The organism is Calothrix sp. CBUCES-K 9914 (assembly GCF_059640475.1).
On the sequence record NZ_JBXXZH010000174.1, the window covers coordinates 1 to 20,327 of the forward strand.

Consider the following 20,327-nt stretch of genomic DNA (forward strand, 5'->3'; position numbering starts at 1 on the left):
GTATAATTTAATCTCTATACAGAAAAATAATCTGCTCGGTATTTATCTATTTGATAAACATTACTTATACATAATTCAAATCTATAGAAGCGATTTAAAACTGTTAAAAAAAAAATAAGTTGTTTTTTAACTTTTTATTGGTATATTTATTACCAGCACCACTTCTGTATAAACGTTAGCTTAATACTTTTTTACAATCCAATTTGTATAATAAAGTACAATTAATTGGTTGTTAAGAAATATTAATGTATATGGTTAAGAATTGGTAAATTGTTGTTCCTAATTAAAGACCCAGGCTCTAAACGTATGACTCCTTTGTACCAAGTTAGTGATTCTCCAGTTTCTGCTAGTAGTAAGAAGTATTTTTCGCGTCGCGAGTTAATGCCCTCGCAAAACAACAGTGTTTGGCAGATTCAAAGTGGTTCAGTGCGAACAATGACTTATTTAGATGATGGAACAATAGTTACCCTTGGTATTTGGGGTGCAGGAGATATTGTTGGCGGCGCCTTATCAACTATCGAGCCACATATAATAGAGTGTTTGAGTGCGGTAGAAGCTGTAGTGGTGCCACTAGAACGTCAGAACAAAATGGTTGAGGCATTAGCAGCTCATGTTGAGCAAGCAGAAGAGTTGATGGTTATTCGCAGCTATCGAACAGTAGATTCAATGCTGTTAAAGTTATTAAATTGGCTATCCAAGAGATTTGGGCGCACGGTTGATAATGGACAGTTGATAGATTTGCGTCTTACAAATCAAGATGTAGCAGAAATACTCTGCTCAACTCGTGTTACCGTATCGCGCGTTCTAACGCAGTTTGAAGACCAAGGTTTGATTCAAAGACTTCCTTTACATCGTATTGTCTTGTGCCAACAAGAAACACTACGTCGTGCTAGTTAGTGATAATTATTCGGTTCAGGTTTTAGTTTAGGCAGAAAAGTGGTAAGTGGTAAGATGTTTAGTCAAAAATGTGTCTCAATGGGACACATTTTTGTTAAGAAACATTACAAGTTAATGCAGCATACAAATCAATATCGGGACTAGGTGATGGTACTTCTTCAACAAGAGTTACGTTACCTTCATTATCAATAATCCACCCTTGTGCTTCGATAATTTTAGTACTAGTTACTCGGTGGTGTTGTGTATTTAAAGAAACATCTTTGACAGATTCTGTATTAGGTAAAGGTATCCAGTCGGTGTATATATTATCGCTTCTGAGATACTCTTTGGGATCAACGGCCGTACCTTGGCGCCTGGTAATAGTAAATTTATTTTTAGTGTTGTATAAAAACGCGAGACAACTTTGAGCTAACTTGGGTGGACTAGGTTGTTTGGGCAAATCAATTAATCCCTGATTAATTTTTGGGTCTGGTGTACTAATGAAGACTTCACCGTTTAAAGTTGGGTTAGTTTGGGAAAATGCAGTAATATCACTCGTTAATAGACGTTGTGGGTCTAATTTGATAGGGTCGTTAGTGAGTAGTAGTTTTTCTAATTCGTCTCGATTACGCTGTACAATGCCAAAAATACCAGCAGCGTTGATTTGAACTCTTCCTCCAGCACCTGTAAAAGCATTAGTAGTTATGTCATTATTTTCAAGTCTGGGAGTGACGATAAAGCCTGAAGGTATATTAATAGTTATATTGCCGCCATCTCCACCAAAAAGTTCCCTACCTGCCGAAGTGGATATTTGACTATTGCGACGCATGATCAATAATTTTTGTAGCTGTAGATTGATATTACCGCCTTTACCTAAATCTGTTTCTGAGGTAAGTTTACCCTGATTGTCTAAAATAACAGAGTCAGCTTTGATTTGAAGGTCGCCTGATAAACCTAAATTGCGAGGGTTTCCAATATAAGTTACATCATCTTTTCGGGCTTGACTACCTACAGCTATCGTACCTTCATCACGGACAATCAATTGGTTTGTATTCAAAAACAAATTACCTGCATCTCCAGGTCCTTGGGTTCCAGCTAACAAACTACTAACCGCAGAACCACTTGTACTTTTGCCAGCTATTTCTATTGACTTAGCGTTTATAGTTAAATTTCCCCCACGTCCTGTAGCTGGTGTGAGTTGTCTAGAAGTTGGTATAAGTCTTCCTTCTGACTGTGTTGATATTCTTCCCCCACCTTTTATAGTTAATCTTCCAGTATTGATTGTGATATCACCAGCATTTCCGGTGCTATTAGCTGTACTATATAATCCACTAGCTACGAAAAAGTTGTTAACATCAATACCACCGTTTATTTCGACACTATCAGAGGCATTTACAGTTAATTTTCCGCCCGAACCCGAACCATAACTATAAACGTATAATTGTGCCCCATCACGGAGAATTAAGTTAGAAGTGTTAATTATTAAATTTCCTAAGTTCCCAACACCTCTAGTCCCAGTTAACAAGTTTCCACGCGATCCTATTTCTACAGATTCTGTTGCAGTAAGCCTCAAATCTCCTCCTGGCTTTTCATCTGGAGTATCAGCTATAAGATATCCGCTACTTATCAGCAGGCGCCTGCCGACAAGTTGGACATTGCCACCACCTTCACCCCTAACATCTATACCAGAAGAGACTATAGAGGCTTCAACTGTTCGCGCTTTAAGTTGAATATCTTGAAAATTTTGAACGTTTTCATACCCTAGCGTCCAACCTTGGGTTGTTGGTTTCAAACTAACCAAGCTGTCCGGAGCGACACTCACGATATCAATTCGTCCTCCATCTGCTTTTAAAGTTCCGCCTTCTAAAGTCACATCACCACCCACAAGCGCTAAAGTTTGTTCCGGACGCACTTGTAATTGAGATTGATTGATAATGGGATTAGCGGCTGTTCCAAATTGCAAGCCAGTGGGGACGCTAACCGTTAACAATGTTGTTGGAACTGTAGCACTAAACTTCGTACCATCAGCAAAGTTAACGCTACTTGCGGTACTTGCTAAAAATGAACCACCGATATCTAATGATGCATTATTTCCAAAAATTATTCCATTTGGGTTAATCAAAAACAGGTTGGCGCTGGCGTTGGCTTTGATGGCGCCGTTAATGTTAGAGATAGATGTACCTGTAACACGAGTTATGATATTTTGGATATTAGAACTGTTGTTGAAATAAACGCTGGTTCCACTTGGGACAGAAAACTCTTTAAAACTGTGAAATAAATTACTTCCAGCTTCAGTTCCACCTTCAATCACTCTAATATTGTTTTGTTGCCGGACGCTGGAATTGTTGGTTAAAGTAGCATCTGGAGTGATTTGAGCCTTTGTATAATCATCAAAACCAATAATGCAACAGAATATAACTCCTAATCTTTTAAACCATCCCCGAATACCCATAAAATATATCGCACTAACATAAAAGTTAATTAATAAACTAAACATTGAGCTTAGTACGTTGGGTAGCGCACTGTAACCCAACATTAACATGCTATGCTCTTTGTAATTATATAGCTAAAAATTACTTTTATTAGACTAAAATGGTGCCTACTTAACGATTGTAGGTTGGGTTCCGCAAAGCCTCCACCCAACTTAACATTAAGAAACTTGTTGGGTTCCGTTCCTCCACTAACCTACGATTATGTAACAATTATTACTTTTTTAACAGGCTATTTACCTACATAGCAGTTGCAACCTTCGGGATAGCCTGCAAAAGGACAAGGAATACACCATGAACTGTAGGTAGTAGGTAAAATTGTTTGTTCAGGTGACGGTCGCAAAAAGTCCTTAGCATTTTTGCTTTCACTAACATCAGCCGGTTTGAGTTTAGTTAAGTCTAGAACAGGCTGAGATTGTAAAACGTTATATTCTTGAATAGGGTCTTTTTCCTCGTGAATAACTAAAGGAGAAAGTGTACAAATCGATATAGAAAACAGTGTAGCTGGGGCAAGAAATAAATATCTAAGAAAGGGATTTTGTCGCATATTGACCTCCGAAAAACAACTGTCAAGTGATGTTATGAATCAAGAAATGCCTGCACGATCTAGGCATCGGTCTACAGTATGTAAGGTAAAGCTTCAAGATTCGCATAGCGAGATAAAGCTGAACCATAGACAAATTTTTATTTGCATAACTAGCATCTCATCATAATGTTTGCTAGTAAACCGAGTAAAGTCTAAGTTTATAAAAGTTAAAGCTTTGCAAACAAAAGTTGATGTTAGTACGTAATGGTACTTTTGCTCTTGCTTGCTACCTATTGACTAAAGGTGATATTTGTGTATTGAAGTAAACCGCTTATTTTTATTTCTAAAAAATTAATAATTTATTTTATTTTACTCATAAGAAATACATCTTGCACCTGCGGAGCGAAACCGGGTTTCTTACGAGAGACTATGCTAAAAAAGCTCGGTTTATCGTAAAGAAACCCGGTTTATTAGGGCAATACCTTCGCCAGATTTATGAGTCGGAACGTAGTATAAACGCTTGCAGAATTAGGGTTTTTTCGTATAAGAGAAACAAGCGCTATAATTTCCAGGCTAGTTAAAAACTCTGTCCCGTTATTCACACCTGGTTTTTAGATTAAAAACCTTGATGTATAAGGACTCTAGCGTCAAGGTCTAGCAGACAGATTCAATATTTTATTTGACTGGAAACGTTGACGGCAAAAGCATTTTTGCCAATCAGATTTTTGGCGAAGGTATTGTTAGGGGTTATTGCAAATGGCGCATTCTAGTAAGTTTAGCAGTTGCAGCCTCCGGGATAGCCAGGTAAAGGACAAGGAATGCACCATGACCTGGTAGACATTACAATTTCCTGTTCTGGAAGCGCTTGTAAGAATTCTTTGGTTTTCTCGCCGATAGTAACATCATGTGATTTAGCTTTATTTAGGTCGAGAACACACTTGAATTTTAGGACTCGGTCTCCTAACATGTCATATTTTGCCAGTATTTTTCCAAATTTTGAGTCCTTTAAAATCTCGTACATTTCGTTATTAAGTTCATCTTGCAGTTCCTTTAATTTTTCCGAATTCATGATTTTCCTTTGTGATTGGATACTAGTTATTTTGTGAACTTTCGTTCTAACATTAGTTACCATTTAGGTATTATCCATTTCGGAAATTAACTCAGATTCTCAGATTTTTTAGAGGATGAGACGCAGTTGAACCATAGAAGCCACATTAAGGGCATTGTTAGGCGCCTGTTGCTATGGGTAAATTAGGGTAAGAACTGTATTCAGTCCAAGAACCTTCGTATATTCTGACTTTCGGATATTTTAGTAAGTGTTTCAAGACAATATATTGCAGCGTAGCTTCTCTTCCCGTGCTGCAAGTAACGATTAAATAAGCAACCATTGTATAGCTTTCACGCACCCTACCATTTGGTTTATCGCAAATTAACCCGGTTTATAAGTCAGATTATATATGGGTTGCCGTCTCGAAACGTTAATAGTTCACCTGGTTGAATTTGTGTCCAAGTTTCGTTATCGGTAAGAGGTGTAGTGGCAATTACTGCTACGCGGTCATCAGGTGTAGTAAGTTCATTAAAGTCTACTGTTACATCCTCGTCTATTAGATGGGCGCCAGCAAAAGGCGCCTGACGTACTATATAACAAAGCTTGGTAGAACAATGGGCAAAAAAGTAATCACCATCAGAGAGTAAGTAATTAAAAATACCTTGTTTAGCAATATGTAACGTAATATCTTGAAGCACTGGATATAGTTTTTCAAGGGCTGGTTTACCTGACGGGAAAGCTTTACGAAGAGTTTCAAGAATCAAACAAAACGATTTCTCACTGTCAGTATTACCAACAGGAAAGTAAAAACTATTGCTTTGTGGGTTAAATCCCGGTAAATCACCATTATGGGCAAACACCCAGTATCTACCCCAAAGTTCACGTTGGAAAGGATGACAATTTTCAAGATTTACTTCGCCTTGCGTAGCTTTACGGATGTGGGCGATAACATGGGTTGAGTGAATGGGGTAACGTCTCACAAGTTCGGCAATAGGCGATGCGACAGAAGATTTAGCATCAAGAAAAATTCGGCATCCTTTACCTTCAAAAAAGGCAATACCCCAACCATCCTTATGGTCATCAGTTTTACCGCCCCTTGCACAAAACCCCTCGAACGAGAAGCAAATATCTGTCGGGACGTTACAATTCATTCCCAGTAACTGGCACATGGTCATCAAAATCGTTATTTACTTTAATTCATCTCGGTTTGCAATAGGATACTTCACAATCCTACTATTGTCTGGTACTTTGGCTGCTTTCTTCAAAACCCGGTTTCTTCATCGATATATTGTAATAAAAACATAATTGTACATAGAAACCCGGTTTCTTGCAGTTTACGCATTTTAGTAATCCAATATTGTTTTAATCGAATTAAGCCTTTCTCATAAATATGGTATTTTATAAACCTGTAATAAAAGCTACGCGCAGCGTGACTTAGAACTTAGTAGCATTTATGTTACTGTCAAAAAATTTTACTTCTTATGAGAGCAATGTATAGAAATGTAACAATCGAGATTTTTAGGTTAATAATTGTTGCAGCTTGATGATCCCGTTGTTAGCGTATGCGAGTAAGGTAACTTTGACAAATTCCTATATTTATTTAGGAGGTGTAGTATCCATGCAAGATGTTTCCGCTAGTTGAAAAACTGTTTAATTAGTTTTGATTAACAGTTTTGCATTCATATTTGTTTGAATTACGCAATTCGAGCGCATACGTCTTGGATGCATCTATTCACAATAGCTGTTTTCTTTTACAATTCATGCGTCTCTATATGCGATTTCGCATTGCCATACATCGTTTTTCACCACATCCATAGAACCGAAAAAGTCAAGAAAAGAAAGTCAACTTCTCTCCTGTAACGTCACTCACTACGTGGAAAACAACACGATACAGGAGGGATTGGGTATTGTCTGAATGGAGACTTTAGGAACATGAATATTCAAGGAAAAACTGTTCTGATTACAGGCGCCTCTCGCGGAATTGGGCGTGCCATCGCTCTTGAATTCGCGCAGCAGCAGGTCAAACGGTTGATATTAGTAGCTCGAAACCGTCACCGATTAAATGAGGTCGCGTCTAAAGTTAAAGAATTTGGCGTTGAAGTAGTACTGCTACCTCTAGATTTGACTCAGTTAGTCGAAGTAGATATTGCAATCGCGCGGACTTGGAGAGATTACGGTCCAATTCATCTGCTTATCAATTGTGCTGGAGTTGCTCATCAAACTCCCTTCTTAGAGTCCAGAGTCAAGAACATCCAGTCTGAACTCGAAATTAATTTGATTGGTATGTACGCAATTACTCGGTTAGTTGCTCGACGAATGGTTACACAACGGCAAGGAGCAATTGTTAACGTTTCCAGTTTGATGGGTAAAGTTGCTGCTCCGACGATGGCTACTTACTCAGCGACTAAGTTCGCAATTATTGGATTTACTCAAGCACTCCGCAGTGAACTTGCAGCACACAACATCAAAGTCTTCTCGATGCTCCCAACTCTCACTGATACTGATATGGTGCGTAACTTGAATTGGTTTCGCTGGGTGGCGCCAATTTCACCTGAACAGGTAGCTTCTTCACTTGTGAAAGCATTGAAACAAGAATCTACGACTGAAATACTTGTGGGATGGCAGACGCATTTAGCTGTTTTGTGTAATCGGATTGCCCCTTTTGTAATGGAGAAGATTATATCTATGGCTGCTCCTTTACCCGCTAATCAGTCAAAGTACTATTTAAGATTGAAGGAGGCTAAGGCAGAAGGTTAGAGTTATCCAAATTATGTTATCCAAATTCTGTAGGACAGGCGAGACGCCTATCCTACGGGATTAATTTTAAATATTATAAATAAAATATTAAGATTTTTGATTTATCTTCCGTGTGTAGGTAATCTTAGTATTTTGTATCGAACTGCTATAGTATATAAAATAATTTACGCGCACTGGCTTATGAGGGCTATAATTGTTCTCCCTTGGAGAGAAGACTTGAAAATAGAAGAAAAGAATCTACAAGGGCAAATATTGGGCAAAATACCTGTTTTGGCGGCTGCGGCTTTATTACTTATTGGTGTTATTGCTTTATCGTTCGGTTCTATATTCATTAAGTGGAGCGAAGACGCACTTAGTCCAAATGCAATTGTATTTAACCGCTTTTGGCTTGCTACTACATTTTTTGCAATATGGCAAATTGTCAAGGCAAAATTACAACAAGCCAAAGCCGGCGAAACTTTAGAACAAAATCCTTATACGCTGAAAAACATTTTCTTACTCTCAAGTTGTGGGATTTCGTTCGCATTAAATCTACTTTGCATCGCTTGGTCGCTGACTCAGACGAGCGTTGCGATTTCCACTGTATTGCATAATCTGGCGCCGATATTTACCAGTTTGGGAGCGTGGTTACTGTTCGGTCAAGGTTTCAACCGTCAATTTGTAATTGGCATGGTTATTGCCTTTGGTGGGGCAATTGGCATTGAACTCAAAGAACTCGCGACTGCCACTAGCAATTTAGTCGGAAGCTCTATTGCTATTCTCAGCGCAGTTTTTGCCGCTCTTTATTTACTTACTGTAGAGCAATTGCGACACAAATTCGATGCGGTTACGATACAGCTATGGGTTTGTGGCACTTCGACTCTGGTTATGCTACCCTTTGTTTTAATGAGTGGACAAGAACTTTTCCCTTCTACACTTGATGGATGGCTTGGGGTAATAACTCTTGCTTTAGTTTGCCAAATTATTGGTCAAGGGCTTTTGACATATAGCCTTGATAAGTTTTCCTCGGTCGTCGTTTCCCTAGTTCATTTATTAGAGCCAGTTATCAGTAGTACTTTTGCTTGGATAATATTTTGGGAGAGATTAGGCTTTTCAAATTGGGTCGGTTTTATAATACTGCTTACTGGTTTATATTTAGCTGTGTCTAGCCAAGTTGCCGTTGAAGAAGTTTAATAAGATAGCTTCAAGCCCAAAATCACCACTAAATCTCAAAATATATCAAAAATGCCTGACAAATATACTCAATATACAGTGGTAAATGTGGAGTTTATAGTTCAAAATTGTACAAGACACTAATAAAGGTATATGTAACGAAGAGTAAATGGCACAAAAAACTAGGAAAGTTTTACAACAATCAGGTGTGATTCCATATCGTGTACAAAATGGAAATACCGAGGTTTTGTTAATTACAACCCGAAATCAGCAAAGTTGGGTTGTTCCGAAAGGGGGTGTCGTAACTGGTATGAGCGCTCCAGATTCTGCGGCAAAGGAAGCGTGGGAAGAAGCTGGGGTTATGGGGCAAGTTAACTCATCTAAGCTTGGCAGCTATAAGTACCAAAAAAACGGCAAAACCTATTGTGTTCAAATATATTCTTTACCCGTTGATGTTGAGAGCGATACATATCCTGAAGTTGGGCAGCGCATAAGGCAATGGGTAACTATCAATGATGCCGTTCGACAAGTCAAAAAACCATCACTTAAGCGTATTCTTAAAAAGTTTATTAAGCATTCGGACGAACTAACAAAATTTTCTTACCATTAAAAGTTTTATCGGTAGAGTGATGCAATTTGGCGCCAATCAGATTATCTTAGTACAAGAGAACCATAAAATAAGCTCGAATGTCTGATTTAATTTTATTTTGGCATCGTCGCGATTTACGCATTGCTGACAACACAGGACTTGCAACAGCAAGGGAACAAACACGTAAAGTTGTGGGGGTATTTTGTCTCGACCCCAACATATTAGACCGTGATGACGTTGCCCCGGTGAGGGTAACATATTTAATTGGTAGTTTAGCTGTGCTTTCTAAGCGGTACGCTGAAGTTGGTAGTCAATTGTTAATATTACAAGGAAATGCAACGCAGGCTATTCCGGCACTCGCACAGGCGTTAAAAGCTAAGAGTGTTTTTTGGAATTGGGACGTTGAACCGTATTCCCACGAACGCGATAATACAATTATCGGCGCCTTGAAAGAGAAGGGTATTGGCTTTATTGAAAAAAACTGGGATCAAATTCTTCACGCACCCGAAGAAATTAGTACTGGTACAAAGGCGCCGTATACTGTTTATAGTCCATTTTGGAAAAATTGGAGCAGCAAACCAAAAGCTGAACCTGTAGCAACGCTGCATGATGCAGAAGGGTTGACAGATGAAGAAATGCTTTGCGCGCGCCGCACAGGAGTAAAAGAGTTACCGACTGCAAAAGATTTAGGATTTGTTTGGGATGGCAATATGGTTATAGAACCAGGTGAAGTTGCCGCACTCGAACGCTTAGAAGAATTTACTTACCGTGCTATCAATAGCTACAAAGAAGACCGTAATTTCCCTGCTATGGATGGTACTTCAAGATTAAGTGCAGCGTTGAAATTTGGAACACTTGGTATTCGTACTGTATGGAAAGCTACACTCGATGCTATGTTAAACAGTCGCAGCGATGAAACAGAGACCAGCATTCGTAGCTGGCAACAAGAGATAGCATGGCGTGAATTTTACCAACATGCAATGTATAATTTTCCTGAACTTGCAGAAGGCGCCTTTCGTGAAACTTTCAAAAATTTTCCTTGGGAGACCAACGACGAATACTATACTGCATGGTGTGAAGGTAAAACAGGTTATCCAATAGTCGATGCAGCAATGCGACAAATGAATGAATTAGGTTGGATGCACAACCGCTGTCGAATGATAGTGGCAAGTTTTTTTACCAAAGACTTGTTATTAGACCCACGTTTAGGAGAAAAATACTTCATGCAAAGACTCATAGACGGGGACTTATCGGCAAACAACGGGGGTTGGCAGTGGAGTGCTTCTAGTGGAATGGACCCTAAACCAGTGCGAATATTTAACCCTGCTTCCCAAGCACAAAAGTTTGACGCAGAAGCAGAATATATACGCTCGTGGTTGCCTGAGTTACGTTCTGTAGACACACAATATTTAGTAACCGGAAAAATTACACCCTTAGAACGCGATGCTTTAGGCTATCCCCAACCCATTGTTGACCACAATAAACAACAGCGAGCTTTCAAAGTACTATATCAAAAACAAAAAGGCGCCATTCCTGACTTGGGTTAAAATTCTACAAACAAAAATAAGTGGATATATACAGCCTAGTAGTATATCCACTTAAACATAAATGTGAGTTGAATTCATTTAATTTTGTACTAAAGGCATCCAGGCACCTTGTCTACTGTAGTCAATAATTAACGTGACTCTGTACCTTGGTTAGGGCTACCAACAACGGTGTCATTTTCTGGTGCTTCAGGTGTTGCTGTAGACTTAGCATCGCTCTTGGAAGCTACACCAGTTTTACGAGTCGCTTCTTCTTCTGTTGTTTGGTATCCACCACTTGCGCTGGTGTCATCTTTGCTTGCTTGCTTGTTTTTATCTTCTTGACTCATAGGTCTATTCCTGGGTTAACTCTCTTGTTTCTTAACCCAATATTACGAACCCCGCCCACTTATCCACATCTATCCTTAATCTAGTTGTAAATGATTTTTTCTCTATCTAGAGGTGAGTGCTGAGTAATGAGTGCTATATACAAGTAGTAACTAATTTTACATCATTGCCTCAATTGTACAAGTTTCTCAGAATTGCAAGAGCGCTGTTATCATCCCAGTTATGCAGAATATGTTTGAGTATATAAGCATCTCCATGACTCGGCGCCCATTCAAAGATATTGCCTTCGGTAGGGTTCGAGGATTGCAGGATATTGTGCAAATTGCCCAAGCAAACCCAATGATTGTAAGTTGGCTTTTTGTTGCGAGTCAGGTGTGAAGTAAACATCAATATACCTAACTTCCCCTCTTACGCGCACGGATGATTCAACTTTTCCCAATGGTGCCAGTAACGCTTCCAAATAATCTTTACTGAACTGGTCATGTATAAATATGGTCATATAATTGGTGATTCCCTAACAATTCTATGTGTACTATATGAAATAGAATCAAATCAAATTTTTATTTTTTGTTTGCATAAAATTTATATTAATATAAGTAAATTATTTTTGATTTTTGTAATTAATGATTGTAGGTTGGGTTACACAAAGCCTCCACCCAACCTACGTTTCGGTTATATATGAGTTACTTGCATTTGCTTTTGAGGTGGAACTATGATAGTTAAACCACGACGTACTGGTTTTATCCGGCGCCTATTTATGGATGACAGTTGATACTGTGATAAAATTGTGCCGAGAATAATTTTCATTTCATACATTGCGAATGTCATTCCTATGCAGTGACGATTTCCACCTCCAAATGGTAAGTATTCATAAGGAGAATATTGTCTCTCTAAAAAACGTTCTGGTATAAATTGCTTTGGATTGGGATATACTTCTTCTCGATGATGCGTTAGGTAAATGTTGGGAATGATGAAGGTATTTACAGGCAGTTCATATCCCATAATGTTTAAAGGTGATTTGACTATTCTACTAAAGCAAGTTGTGGCAACTGGACAAATTCTCAGCGTTTCTTGACAAACGGCTGTTAAATAAGGTAATTTTGCAAGTTCTGTTGGTTCAATTTTATTTTGATGGTTAAGATTTAATTCTTGTTGGAGTTTGTGTTGTACTTGTGGTAGTTGGTCAACCCAGCATAAAGCCCATACTAATGCTGAAGCTGTTGTTTCATGTCCTATTACTAGTAATGTAACTAGTTCATCGCGTAGTTCTTCATTACTCATTGCTTGACCGTTATCATAGCGCGCGGATATCATTAAACTTAAAATATCTTTATGGTCTGGGTTAAAATTTCTTCTAGTTTCTTCGATATGACTGTAAATTAATTCATCGACTTTTTTGAGTAAATGTAAAATTCTGCCCCAAGGACTCCATATACCTAAGTCTTTTTTCCAAAACTTGAATAATAAGGCGCCTGAAACTACTGGATAACCAACTAATTCTAAAAGTGATGTTAAAGTTCGGCGTAACTCTTCTAAGCGTTCTCCTTCATCCAAACCAAACACGACTCGTAAAATTACCCGTATCGTAATTTCTTGCATGGAGTTACGAATATTTATAAGTTTTCTATCTTGCCAAGTATGAATAACTTTTTGAGTAATTTCTGTGATTGTATCACCATACGCGCGCATTCGCTCACCGTGAAAAGGAGGCGCCAGTAGTTTACGTTCTCTGCGATGGCTTTCACCGTCTAATATAACTATAGACTGACTACCGAACAGATATTTTAAAATTACATTTCCACTTCCAGCATCTAATGTACTGGCATCAGCTGTAAAAATTTCTTCTAGTGCTTTTGGATGACTAAAATATACAGTGTGACTACCGTTTTTGTTCCTAATGGTAAAGTTATCACCGTAATCTTTTGCGAAATTTTCTAAATATTCTAACGGTTGAAAAACTAGTTTGAACTGACGTAATAGCGTTGGCATATTCGGACCGTCTGGAAGATTTATTTCTATTGTCATACACCAATGAATGAAGTGAAGCGATACTATGCATTCGCTGGTTGTAATGTTAGAAATGATTAATTATTAATTCTGCTCGTTTTGAACAAGAAAAGACGCGAATTTTCGCGTCTCTACATTATGCTTTGGCTAATAAAGGCGCCGCTGCAAGAAGGGTTTGGGTGTAAGGATGTTGGGGGTTTGCAAAAATTTCTTTGGTGGCGCCGAGTTCAACTATTTTACCTCCGTGCATTACGGCGATGCGGTCGCATAAAAAGCGCGCTAACCATAAGTCATGAGTGATAAATAAATATGTTAACTCGAATTCTTCTTTGAGTTCCAGCATTAAGTCTAAAACTTGCGACTGAACGCTTGCGTCTAACATACTAACGGGTTCGTCACAAATTATAAGTTTGGGGCGAGTTATTAATGCGCGCGCAATAGCTACACGCTGCTGTTGTCCTCCGGAAAGTTCGGATGGACTGCGTTCGTAATACATAGACGCAGGTGTTAAACCAACCCGTTCTAACATTTGTATTACTTGCTTCTTTGCTTCTTCCTGTGTGGCAATACCATGTATTAACAGTGGGTCAGCGATGCTTTGCCCGACTGTCATGGCAGGGTTTAAGCAAGCATGGGGGTCTTGGAACACCATCTGAAGAAAGCGTCTTTCTTTCCGCATGTCCAGACGTGATAATTTTGTTAGTTCAGTACCGAGAAATTCAACTTGACCGGCGGTGGGACGAATTAATTGTAATATTGTGCGTGATAATGTACTCTTACCACATCCTGACTCCCCTACTAAACCAAGAATTTCCCCAGGATATAGTTCTAAGTTTATGCCATCAACGGCTTTTATTGTTTGCCCCTGACCTTTGAATAAACGCTCAATAAAGTTGGGTTCAATGGTATAATGTTGCTTGAGTTCGGTTACTTTCAATAAAGGCACCTGAGATTTGACGCTTTGTATTTCCTTGGCTGGTATTTGGTCAGGGGAAACTTCATCTATAGATTGGATATGTAAAGCTGCTTTAAGTAGTGACTGCGTGTAGTTGTGCTGTGGGTTACGAAAAACGTCGTCGGTGGCGCCAGTTTCTACCATTTTACCAAAGTACATTACACCAATGCGCGAACAGTACTCAGCAACCATCGCCAAATCGTGAGAAATAAGCAATAATGCCATATTCTCCTCACTACACAACCGAGTAAGTTCTTGTAGGATTTGTGCGGAAACCGTGACATCTAAACTTGTAGTTGGCTCATCAGCAACGATTAATTTTGGATTTAATAGCAGTGCTAGGGCAATAGCTACCCGTTGTCGCATTCCACCGCTAAATTCATGGGGAAATTGATTCCAGCGATTTGCAGGAATTTTAACCTTTTCTAAGGTGGCAATTGCTCTGTCTTTAGCTTGTTTGTTCGATAACTCTGGTGCATGTGCTTTGAGAGTCTCTAAACAATGATTACCAATTGTCATTAGTGGGTCAAGTCGTGTCATCGGGTCTTGAAACACGAGTGCTGCAACCTCACCCCGAAATTGTCGCATCTGGGGTGGTGTTAAGTCTAATACTGATTGTCCTTTATATATAATCTTTCCTTCGATACGTGAACCGTTGGGGAGCAAACGCATTACCGCACGTCCAAGCGTTGATTTTCCACACCCAGATTCACCAACTAACCCCATACGTTCACCTGGTTTGAGCGTAAATGAGACATCATCTACTGCCCAGCGTGCTTCTTCATCCGCGCGCTGTGGGTATGCTATACGTAAATTATCGACGCTGAACAGTTCACTTTTATCTTGGCTTTTATCTTGGCTTTTATTTTGGCTCATATTGTTTATAACTATGGGCGTTATGTATATAGTGTTTAATACAACTTTCCGTGCGGTGTCCAGAATCAAAAAATCATTTTGACCCTAGATAATCCATACACTGTATCAGATTAGAGATATAAGCCCAAGCAAAATGTTCCCATATGCTACAAAAATTAGTTGGGGTTTTATTGGGAATTTTTATTGGGGGGGTTTGTAACGGCTTCACAATAACTAATGAGAGTCATAAGACGCTCTAATATAGTATTGCGTCGAGTTTGAACTGTAGCTTCAGTACGGGCGCCAGCAAGAAAAGTGATATCTATATCTAAAAGTCGCAGTTGCTTACTGATTTCTGTACGGAATTTGGCTTCGTGTGCATCATCGCTAGCGTCAGAAACAATCTGCTCGGAGAAAAACTGCTGTAATGTAACCAAAGCTTGACGAAGTTCGGTTAGGGTATAATGAGCAGCTACCGACGAGCGTAAGTCATGAAGTAGGGTAGCAAGTGTATTATATTTGTCCTGAGTTAGAGACATATAGTCTTAATTAAGATACTATTAATGTCAAGTAATTTTTCTACACAATAATTTTCTCCTAAATCGGATGCCGCAAATGTTAATTGTTTTGGGGCGAACCTCGCTATTGTTACTGTTATTTTCCTATCATTGCTTAATATACGCTCTCAATCTAAGTGAGCGAGTGCTAGCTAACAACTCAATGTAGTCGAATACTTGACTGCTTCTAACCTACAAGCAAATGCGGCGCCATGCACCGCGTTTGAAAATTCTCCTTTCTTAGGAGTCAAATGTACTAGGATTATACACACCCATTATCCAAACCTAATTTTATGAGTGGCTTACTACTAAATACCTCATTCGATATCACGCTTCCGGATTGGCTTAAAGATTGTTTAAAAAAGGGGATATCTGTTGACAAGACAGAAGAAGAACGAAGGTCAAACGATAATGACTTAATATGTCGGGCTTTTCGGTTTGCTTACGACTTGCATGACGGGCAACTTCGTAAGTCAGGAGAACCTTACATTTGCCATCCGGTTGCAGTCGCTGGGTTATTGCGCGAGTTGGGAGGCAGTCCTGCTATGATAGCAGCTGGATTTCTCCATGATGTAGTTGAGGATACAGATGTAACGATTGAGCGCATTGAGGAGCTTTTCGGCGCCGAAGTGAGACGCTTGGTTGAAGGTGTAACAAAACTTTCCAAAATAAATTTTAAAACGAAGACTGAAGGGCAAGCAGAAAATTTCCGACGCATGTTTTTGTCGATGGCGCAAGATATTCGTGTCATCGTTGTAAAATTAGCTGATCGCCTGCATAATATGCGGACAATGGAAGTGATGTCAGAAGAAAGTCGGCGCCGCAATGCCCAAGAAACACGGGATATTTTTGCTCCCTTAGCAAACCGTTTAGGTATTTGGCGTTTTAAATGGGAATTAGAAGATTTAGCATTTAAGTATCTAGAACCAGAGTCTTTCCGACAAATTCAGAACCTCGTCGCCGAAAAACGTGACGCGCGCGAAGACCGTCTCAAAAAAGTCTCCGACACACTGCGGAGTCGGATGGTGGAGGCAGGTATTCAATGTACCGACGTTAGCGGCAGACCCAAGCATCTTTATAGTATTTATCAGAAGATGCAGCGACAGAACAAGGAATTTAACGAAATTTATGATTTAGCTGCGCTACGCATCATTGTGAATACGAATGAAGAGTGTTATCGTGCTTTGGCAGTCGTTCATGATGCTTTCCGACCAATCCCCGGACGCTTCAAAGATTACATCGGTCTACCCAAACCCAACCGTTACCAATCTTTACATACTGGGGTTATAGGACCTTGGGGGCGCCCTCTAGAGGTGCAAATTCGTACCTTGGAAATGCATCGCGTTGCTGAATACGGAATTGCCGCGCACTGGAAGTATAAAGAGACAGGTGGTTCTAATATTCTTCAGGTGACTGCGAACGATGATAAGTTCACTTGGTTACGTCAGTTATTGGAGTGGCAAAACGACCTTAAAGACGCTCAAGAGTATTTAGAAAGCATCAAGGACAATCTTTTTGAAGATGATGTCTATGTATTTACACCCAAAGGTGATGTTGTCCCTTTAAGTCCTGGTTCGACGACCGTCGATTTTGCCTACCGTATACACTCGGAAGTTGGCAATCATTGTTCCGGCGCCCGCGTTAATGGTAAAATGGTGCCGCTTTCAACGCGGTTACAAAATGGCGATATCGTTGAAGTCTTAACGCAGAAGAACAGTCACCCCTCTTTACACTGGCTAAACTTTGTCGCTACATCCGCAGCTAAAAACCGAATTAAGCAATGGTACAAGCGTTCACGTAGAGAAGAGAATATCGCGCGGGGACGGGAGTTGTTAGAGAAGGAAATAGGTAAAAACGGGTTTGAGAACTTTTTGAAGTCAGAACCGATGCAAATAGTTGCAGAGCGATGTAATTACCATAGTGTAGAGGACTTAATAGCAGCGTTAGGTTATGGAGAAGTAACGCTGAACTTAGTTTTGAATCGTTGGCGAGACTTGATAAAATCCCAGGAAAGTAACGTAATATCGTTACCGCTTCTACCTGCATCACCCAAACGCGAAGCGCTTCCACCAGCGCGCAGCGACTCACCGATACTAGGGGTTGAAGGATTGATGCATCATCTAGCAGGTTGCTGTACACCAATACCTGGAGAAAAGATTATTGGAGTAGTAACGCGCGGTAGAGGAATTACAATACATCGTCAAGGATGTAGCAACCAAGAGCAAATAGAGGGTGAACGCTTGATTCCTGTAACATGGAACTCAAATATGGAGCAAAATGGGCGCCCACAAACATACGCAGTGAATGTGCAAATTGAGGCATTAGATAGAGTTGGTGTACTGAAAGATATTCTTTCCAAGCTCACCGACCAATGCATAAACGTGCGTCACGCTTCTGTAAAAACAGCTACTAATCAACCAGCGTTGATAGATTTGGGAATGGAGGTACGTGATACTGCACAATTAGAGCAGGTGTTTACTCAAATTAAGAAACTGAGTGACATCCTTAATATTCGTCGTGTGGGAAACAACGAGGAATAGTGGCAACGGATATAACGGATGTAACGGATGATTTATTGGTTATATCCGTTTCCTGTAGGTTGGGTGGAGGCTTTGCGGAACCAAACGTGCTGATAAGAGTTACGCACTTAATTAAAATAATATTAAGAGAGAAAAACTTAGAGATACTGGGAATTGTAGTTGATGCAGACCAAGATTTAGCAGCACGCTGGCAAGCTTTAAAAACTAGATTAAGAGCAAGCGAACCTCAACCCATATACATTAATTCATCGACCGAAAGCGTTGATACATACGTGGTTAGCTTGGCAAGAAAAACCTGGTATGCCAATGGGGCAAGCCATTACAGCAAGAATATTACATCATGATTTGGCACCTACAATTACTTTTGTCGAGTGGTTAAAACGTTTATTCAATCTGCCTTGATAGATTTATAAGTAAACTTATTATGCTCATGGGGACTACTTCGAGTAATCAGGTAATAGCACTCCATATAATTCTCCTGTAGTTATCTATCAAGCCAGGGAACCTCAAAGCGTTTATTTATCGTCATAAATTTATCCATCTATGATATATGCTACATGTTACCGATTGATAAAGTAATTTTTCTGCTGTTTTTTCCGGCTTGTGTTGGTTTGTTGACCCAAGTGATTTGGGGTGTGGAATTAACTAATCAATTGGTAGCATTGGGGACTTTTATATTTTGCATTGAGCAAGCTCGAATGGCTATTAAGGATTTACGACAGATAGAAAATGCGAAAGCGTATGTTCAGGATATACGCTTGAATACTTTCTATCAAGTTACCATTATTACTATTGCTGTTGAACTTTTAGGTTTTTATACATCGATAATTTCTTTAGGATGGGGATCAATTTTAATTTTACTCAGCCAAATTTGGTTTAATTTGCTTGCTAATGTGAGAATAGAGTTTATAAATCAAGCTAATAATTATAATCTTTCTAGCACACCTGCTCTTACTTTGTCGGCGCCTGTATTATTGTTAGACGATGTGAGTAACGCAGTGGAAACAATAATTAATGTGCGAGCTTGGAAAGTATCCGAACGTTTACCAGTATTATTTGCTGATGTATTAGGACTAGTTTTAATCAGCTTTTGGATGTTGCAAATTGGCTCACTATTTATATCTTGGATATTATTTGTAATGGTAATAGCTTACGGAATAGCTAAGTTGATTATGCTTATAAAATATTAGGTAACTTAGATGAGTTATGTTCACTCACTTCGAGCATTGGTTGGGCATCGTCCACTAATTATAGCTGGCGCCGCTGTACTAATTTTTGATAAAGATAATCGTTTACTGCTTCAACATCGTAAAGATAATCAGCAGCGGGGGTCAATTGGTGGAAGCATGGAAATTGGCGAGTCGTTAGAAGACACAGCTAAACGTGAAGTTTATGAAGAAACAGGTTTAGAGCTATTGGAGCTAGAGTGGTTCGGATTGTTTTCAGGCAAAGAACTTATATATGAGTGTCCAAACGGGGATGTTGTAGTTAATGTCGTAGCAGTTTACACAGCACGGCACTTTAGAGGAGAACTGAAGGCAGATAAAGAAGAGGCACATGAGGTGCGTTTTTTCAACTTGAGCGAGCTACCTCTTGAATTAAGTCCACCAGATAAACCAGTTATAGAGTGCTTTCGAGAGCAATTTTGATTCTGGTTTATACGCAAATTCTCTCTGTGTAGAGACCGAATTAATTCGGTCTCTACTGCCTCTGTGGTAATAAATATATTTGACCACAGAGACACAGAGAGCACTCCAGAGGGAGGTTTTAGATTCTGCTGCCGTATTGTATTGGCAATGTTTGAATGTCTTTAATGTGTAATTCTTTTGCCGCACGGTAAGGCCAGTATGGGTCACGTAGCATTTCTCTCGCAAGTAATACTATATCAGCGCGGTTGTTACGGATAATTTCATCAGCTTGCATTGCATTTGTAATAGAACCTACAGCAGCAGTAGCAATATTAGCTTCGTTGCGGATTTTTTCACTAAAGGGAACTTGCCAACTGGCGCCAAAGGGATATTTTTTGTAATCAGGAGTGTTAAACCCGGATTTCTCACAAACGAGAAAAAATCATTGATTTGAATAAAATTGAGGATGATTTAATT

Annotated in this window: 20 protein-coding genes and 2 pseudogenes; 10 read left to right on the forward strand and 12 right to left on the reverse strand. The window is 39.4% G+C overall.

The window, feature by feature from the left end; translation table 11 throughout:
- The first annotated feature begins 306 nt into the window (after positions 1-306).
- A complete protein-coding gene (locus tag AC2JBO_RS30185) occupies positions 307-897 on the forward strand; it encodes a Crp/Fnr family transcriptional regulator (protein WP_496957326.1) in 591 nt (196 codons plus the stop codon).
- Between the two features lie 94 nt (positions 898-991).
- Here the strand turns inward: AC2JBO_RS30185 and AC2JBO_RS30190 are convergent, their stop codons facing one another.
- The 5 genes from AC2JBO_RS30190 to AC2JBO_RS30210 form a co-directional block, all read right to left on the reverse strand.
- On the reverse strand, positions 992-3,373 hold the full coding sequence (locus tag AC2JBO_RS30190) for a filamentous hemagglutinin N-terminal domain-containing protein (RefSeq protein ID WP_496957327.1): 2,382 nt from the start codon (positions 3,371-3,373) through the stop codon (positions 992-994).
- Between the two features lie 224 nt (positions 3,374-3,597).
- Positions 3,598-3,912 carry a hypothetical protein gene (locus tag AC2JBO_RS30195; RefSeq protein ID WP_496957328.1) on the reverse strand — a complete coding sequence of 105 codons (315 nt, stop codon included), beginning with the start codon at positions 3,910-3,912 and terminating at the stop codon, positions 3,598-3,600.
- Positions 3,913-4,666: 754 nt separating this feature from the next.
- The gene (locus tag AC2JBO_RS30200; protein WP_496957329.1) at positions 4,667-4,960 is read right to left on the reverse strand and encodes a hypothetical protein; all 294 of its coding nucleotides are present in this window, start codon (positions 4,958-4,960) and stop codon (positions 4,667-4,669) included.
- A 157-nt stretch (positions 4,961-5,117) separates the two neighbouring features.
- On the reverse strand, positions 5,118-5,297 hold the full coding sequence (locus tag AC2JBO_RS30205; RefSeq protein ID WP_496957330.1) for a hypothetical protein: 180 nt from the start codon (positions 5,295-5,297) through the stop codon (positions 5,118-5,120).
- 40 nt (positions 5,298-5,337) lie between these two features.
- Positions 5,338-6,108, reverse strand: a complete 771-nt coding sequence (locus AC2JBO_RS30210) for a class II glutamine amidotransferase (protein WP_496957343.1) — start codon at positions 6,106-6,108, stop codon at positions 5,338-5,340.
- A gap of 763 nt (positions 6,109-6,871) precedes the next feature.
- On the opposite strand from AC2JBO_RS30210, the gene AC2JBO_RS30215 reads away from it, so the two are divergent.
- The 4 genes from AC2JBO_RS30215 to AC2JBO_RS30230 all read left to right on the forward strand — a co-directional run bounded on the left by AC2JBO_RS30215 (position 6,872) and on the right by AC2JBO_RS30230 (position 10,984).
- On the forward strand, positions 6,872-7,696 hold the full coding sequence (locus AC2JBO_RS30215) for an SDR family NAD(P)-dependent oxidoreductase (RefSeq protein ID WP_496957331.1): 825 nt from the start codon (positions 6,872-6,874) through the stop codon (positions 7,694-7,696).
- A gap of 180 nt (positions 7,697-7,876) precedes the next feature.
- The gene (locus AC2JBO_RS30220; RefSeq protein ID WP_496957332.1) at positions 7,877-8,869 is read left to right on the forward strand and encodes a DMT family transporter; all 993 of its coding nucleotides are present in this window, start codon (positions 7,877-7,879) and stop codon (positions 8,867-8,869) included.
- 148 nt (positions 8,870-9,017) lie between these two features.
- The gene (locus AC2JBO_RS30225; protein WP_496957333.1) at positions 9,018-9,458 is read left to right on the forward strand and encodes an NUDIX hydrolase; all 441 of its coding nucleotides are present in this window, start codon (positions 9,018-9,020) and stop codon (positions 9,456-9,458) included.
- A gap of 77 nt (positions 9,459-9,535) precedes the next feature.
- Complete coding sequence (locus AC2JBO_RS30230; RefSeq protein WP_496957334.1) at positions 9,536-10,984, forward strand: FAD-binding domain-containing protein; 1,449 nt, start codon at positions 9,536-9,538, stop codon at positions 10,982-10,984.
- A 128-nt stretch (positions 10,985-11,112) separates the two neighbouring features.
- Here AC2JBO_RS30230 and AC2JBO_RS30235 read toward each other — a convergent pair whose 3' ends face one another.
- The 6 genes from AC2JBO_RS30235 to patD all read right to left on the reverse strand — a co-directional run bounded on the left by AC2JBO_RS30235 (position 11,113) and on the right by patD (position 15,664).
- Positions 11,113-11,310 carry a hypothetical protein gene (locus AC2JBO_RS30235; RefSeq protein WP_496957335.1) on the reverse strand — a complete coding sequence of 66 codons (198 nt, stop codon included), beginning with the start codon at positions 11,308-11,310 and terminating at the stop codon, positions 11,113-11,115.
- Positions 11,311-11,479: 169 nt separating this feature from the next.
- Entirely contained in the window at positions 11,480-11,638 is a 159-nt protein-coding gene (locus tag AC2JBO_RS30240) for a methyltransferase (RefSeq protein WP_496957344.1), read from the reverse strand.
- Complete coding sequence (locus AC2JBO_RS30245) at positions 11,580-11,807, reverse strand: hypothetical protein (protein WP_496957345.1); 228 nt, start codon at positions 11,805-11,807, stop codon at positions 11,580-11,582. Before AC2JBO_RS30245 ends, AC2JBO_RS30240 begins: the two co-directional genes overlap by 59 nt.
- A gap of 173 nt (positions 11,808-11,980) precedes the next feature.
- The gene (locus tag AC2JBO_RS30250; protein ID WP_496957336.1) at positions 11,981-13,333 is read right to left on the reverse strand and encodes a cytochrome P450; all 1,353 of its coding nucleotides are present in this window, start codon (positions 13,331-13,333) and stop codon (positions 11,981-11,983) included.
- Positions 13,334-13,451: 118 nt separating this feature from the next.
- Positions 13,452-15,146, reverse strand: coding sequence for a dipeptide ABC transporter ATP-binding protein (locus AC2JBO_RS30255; RefSeq protein ID WP_496957337.1), 1,695 nt, complete (start codon positions 15,144-15,146; stop codon positions 13,452-13,454).
- A gap of 167 nt (positions 15,147-15,313) precedes the next feature.
- Complete coding sequence (gene patD / locus AC2JBO_RS30260; protein ID WP_496957338.1) at positions 15,314-15,664, reverse strand: heterocyst frequency control protein PatD; 351 nt, start codon at positions 15,662-15,664, stop codon at positions 15,314-15,316.
- 311 nt (positions 15,665-15,975) lie between these two features.
- Here patD and AC2JBO_RS30265 point away from each other — a divergent pair, with 311 nt between their 5' ends.
- From AC2JBO_RS30265 to AC2JBO_RS30285, 5 genes and pseudogenes are all read left to right on the forward strand, one after another.
- Positions 15,976-18,222, forward strand: a complete 2,247-nt coding sequence (locus AC2JBO_RS30265) for a RelA/SpoT family protein (RefSeq protein WP_496957339.1) — start codon at positions 15,976-15,978, stop codon at positions 18,220-18,222.
- Positions 18,223-18,308: 86 nt separating this feature from the next.
- Positions 18,309-18,387, forward strand: a pseudogene (locus AC2JBO_RS30270) (hypothetical protein); the annotation flags it as partial.
- Between the two features lie 96 nt (positions 18,388-18,483).
- Positions 18,484-18,624, forward strand: coding sequence for a DUF3226 domain-containing protein (locus tag AC2JBO_RS30275; protein WP_496957340.1), 141 nt, complete (start codon positions 18,484-18,486; stop codon positions 18,622-18,624).
- Positions 18,625-18,779: 155 nt separating this feature from the next.
- Positions 18,780-19,412: a hypothetical protein gene (locus AC2JBO_RS30280; RefSeq protein ID WP_496957341.1), complete on the forward strand. Its 633-nt coding sequence runs from the start codon at positions 18,780-18,782 to the stop codon at positions 19,410-19,412.
- A gap of 9 nt (positions 19,413-19,421) precedes the next feature.
- A complete protein-coding gene (locus tag AC2JBO_RS30285; RefSeq protein WP_496957342.1) occupies positions 19,422-19,871 on the forward strand; it encodes an NUDIX hydrolase in 450 nt (149 codons plus the stop codon).
- Between the two features lie 118 nt (positions 19,872-19,989).
- Here AC2JBO_RS30285 and AC2JBO_RS30290 read toward each other — a convergent pair.
- Positions 19,990-20,202 (reverse strand): annotated as a pseudogene (locus AC2JBO_RS30290) (oxidoreductase); the annotation flags it as partial.
- Positions 20,203-20,327: the final 125 nt, after the last annotated feature.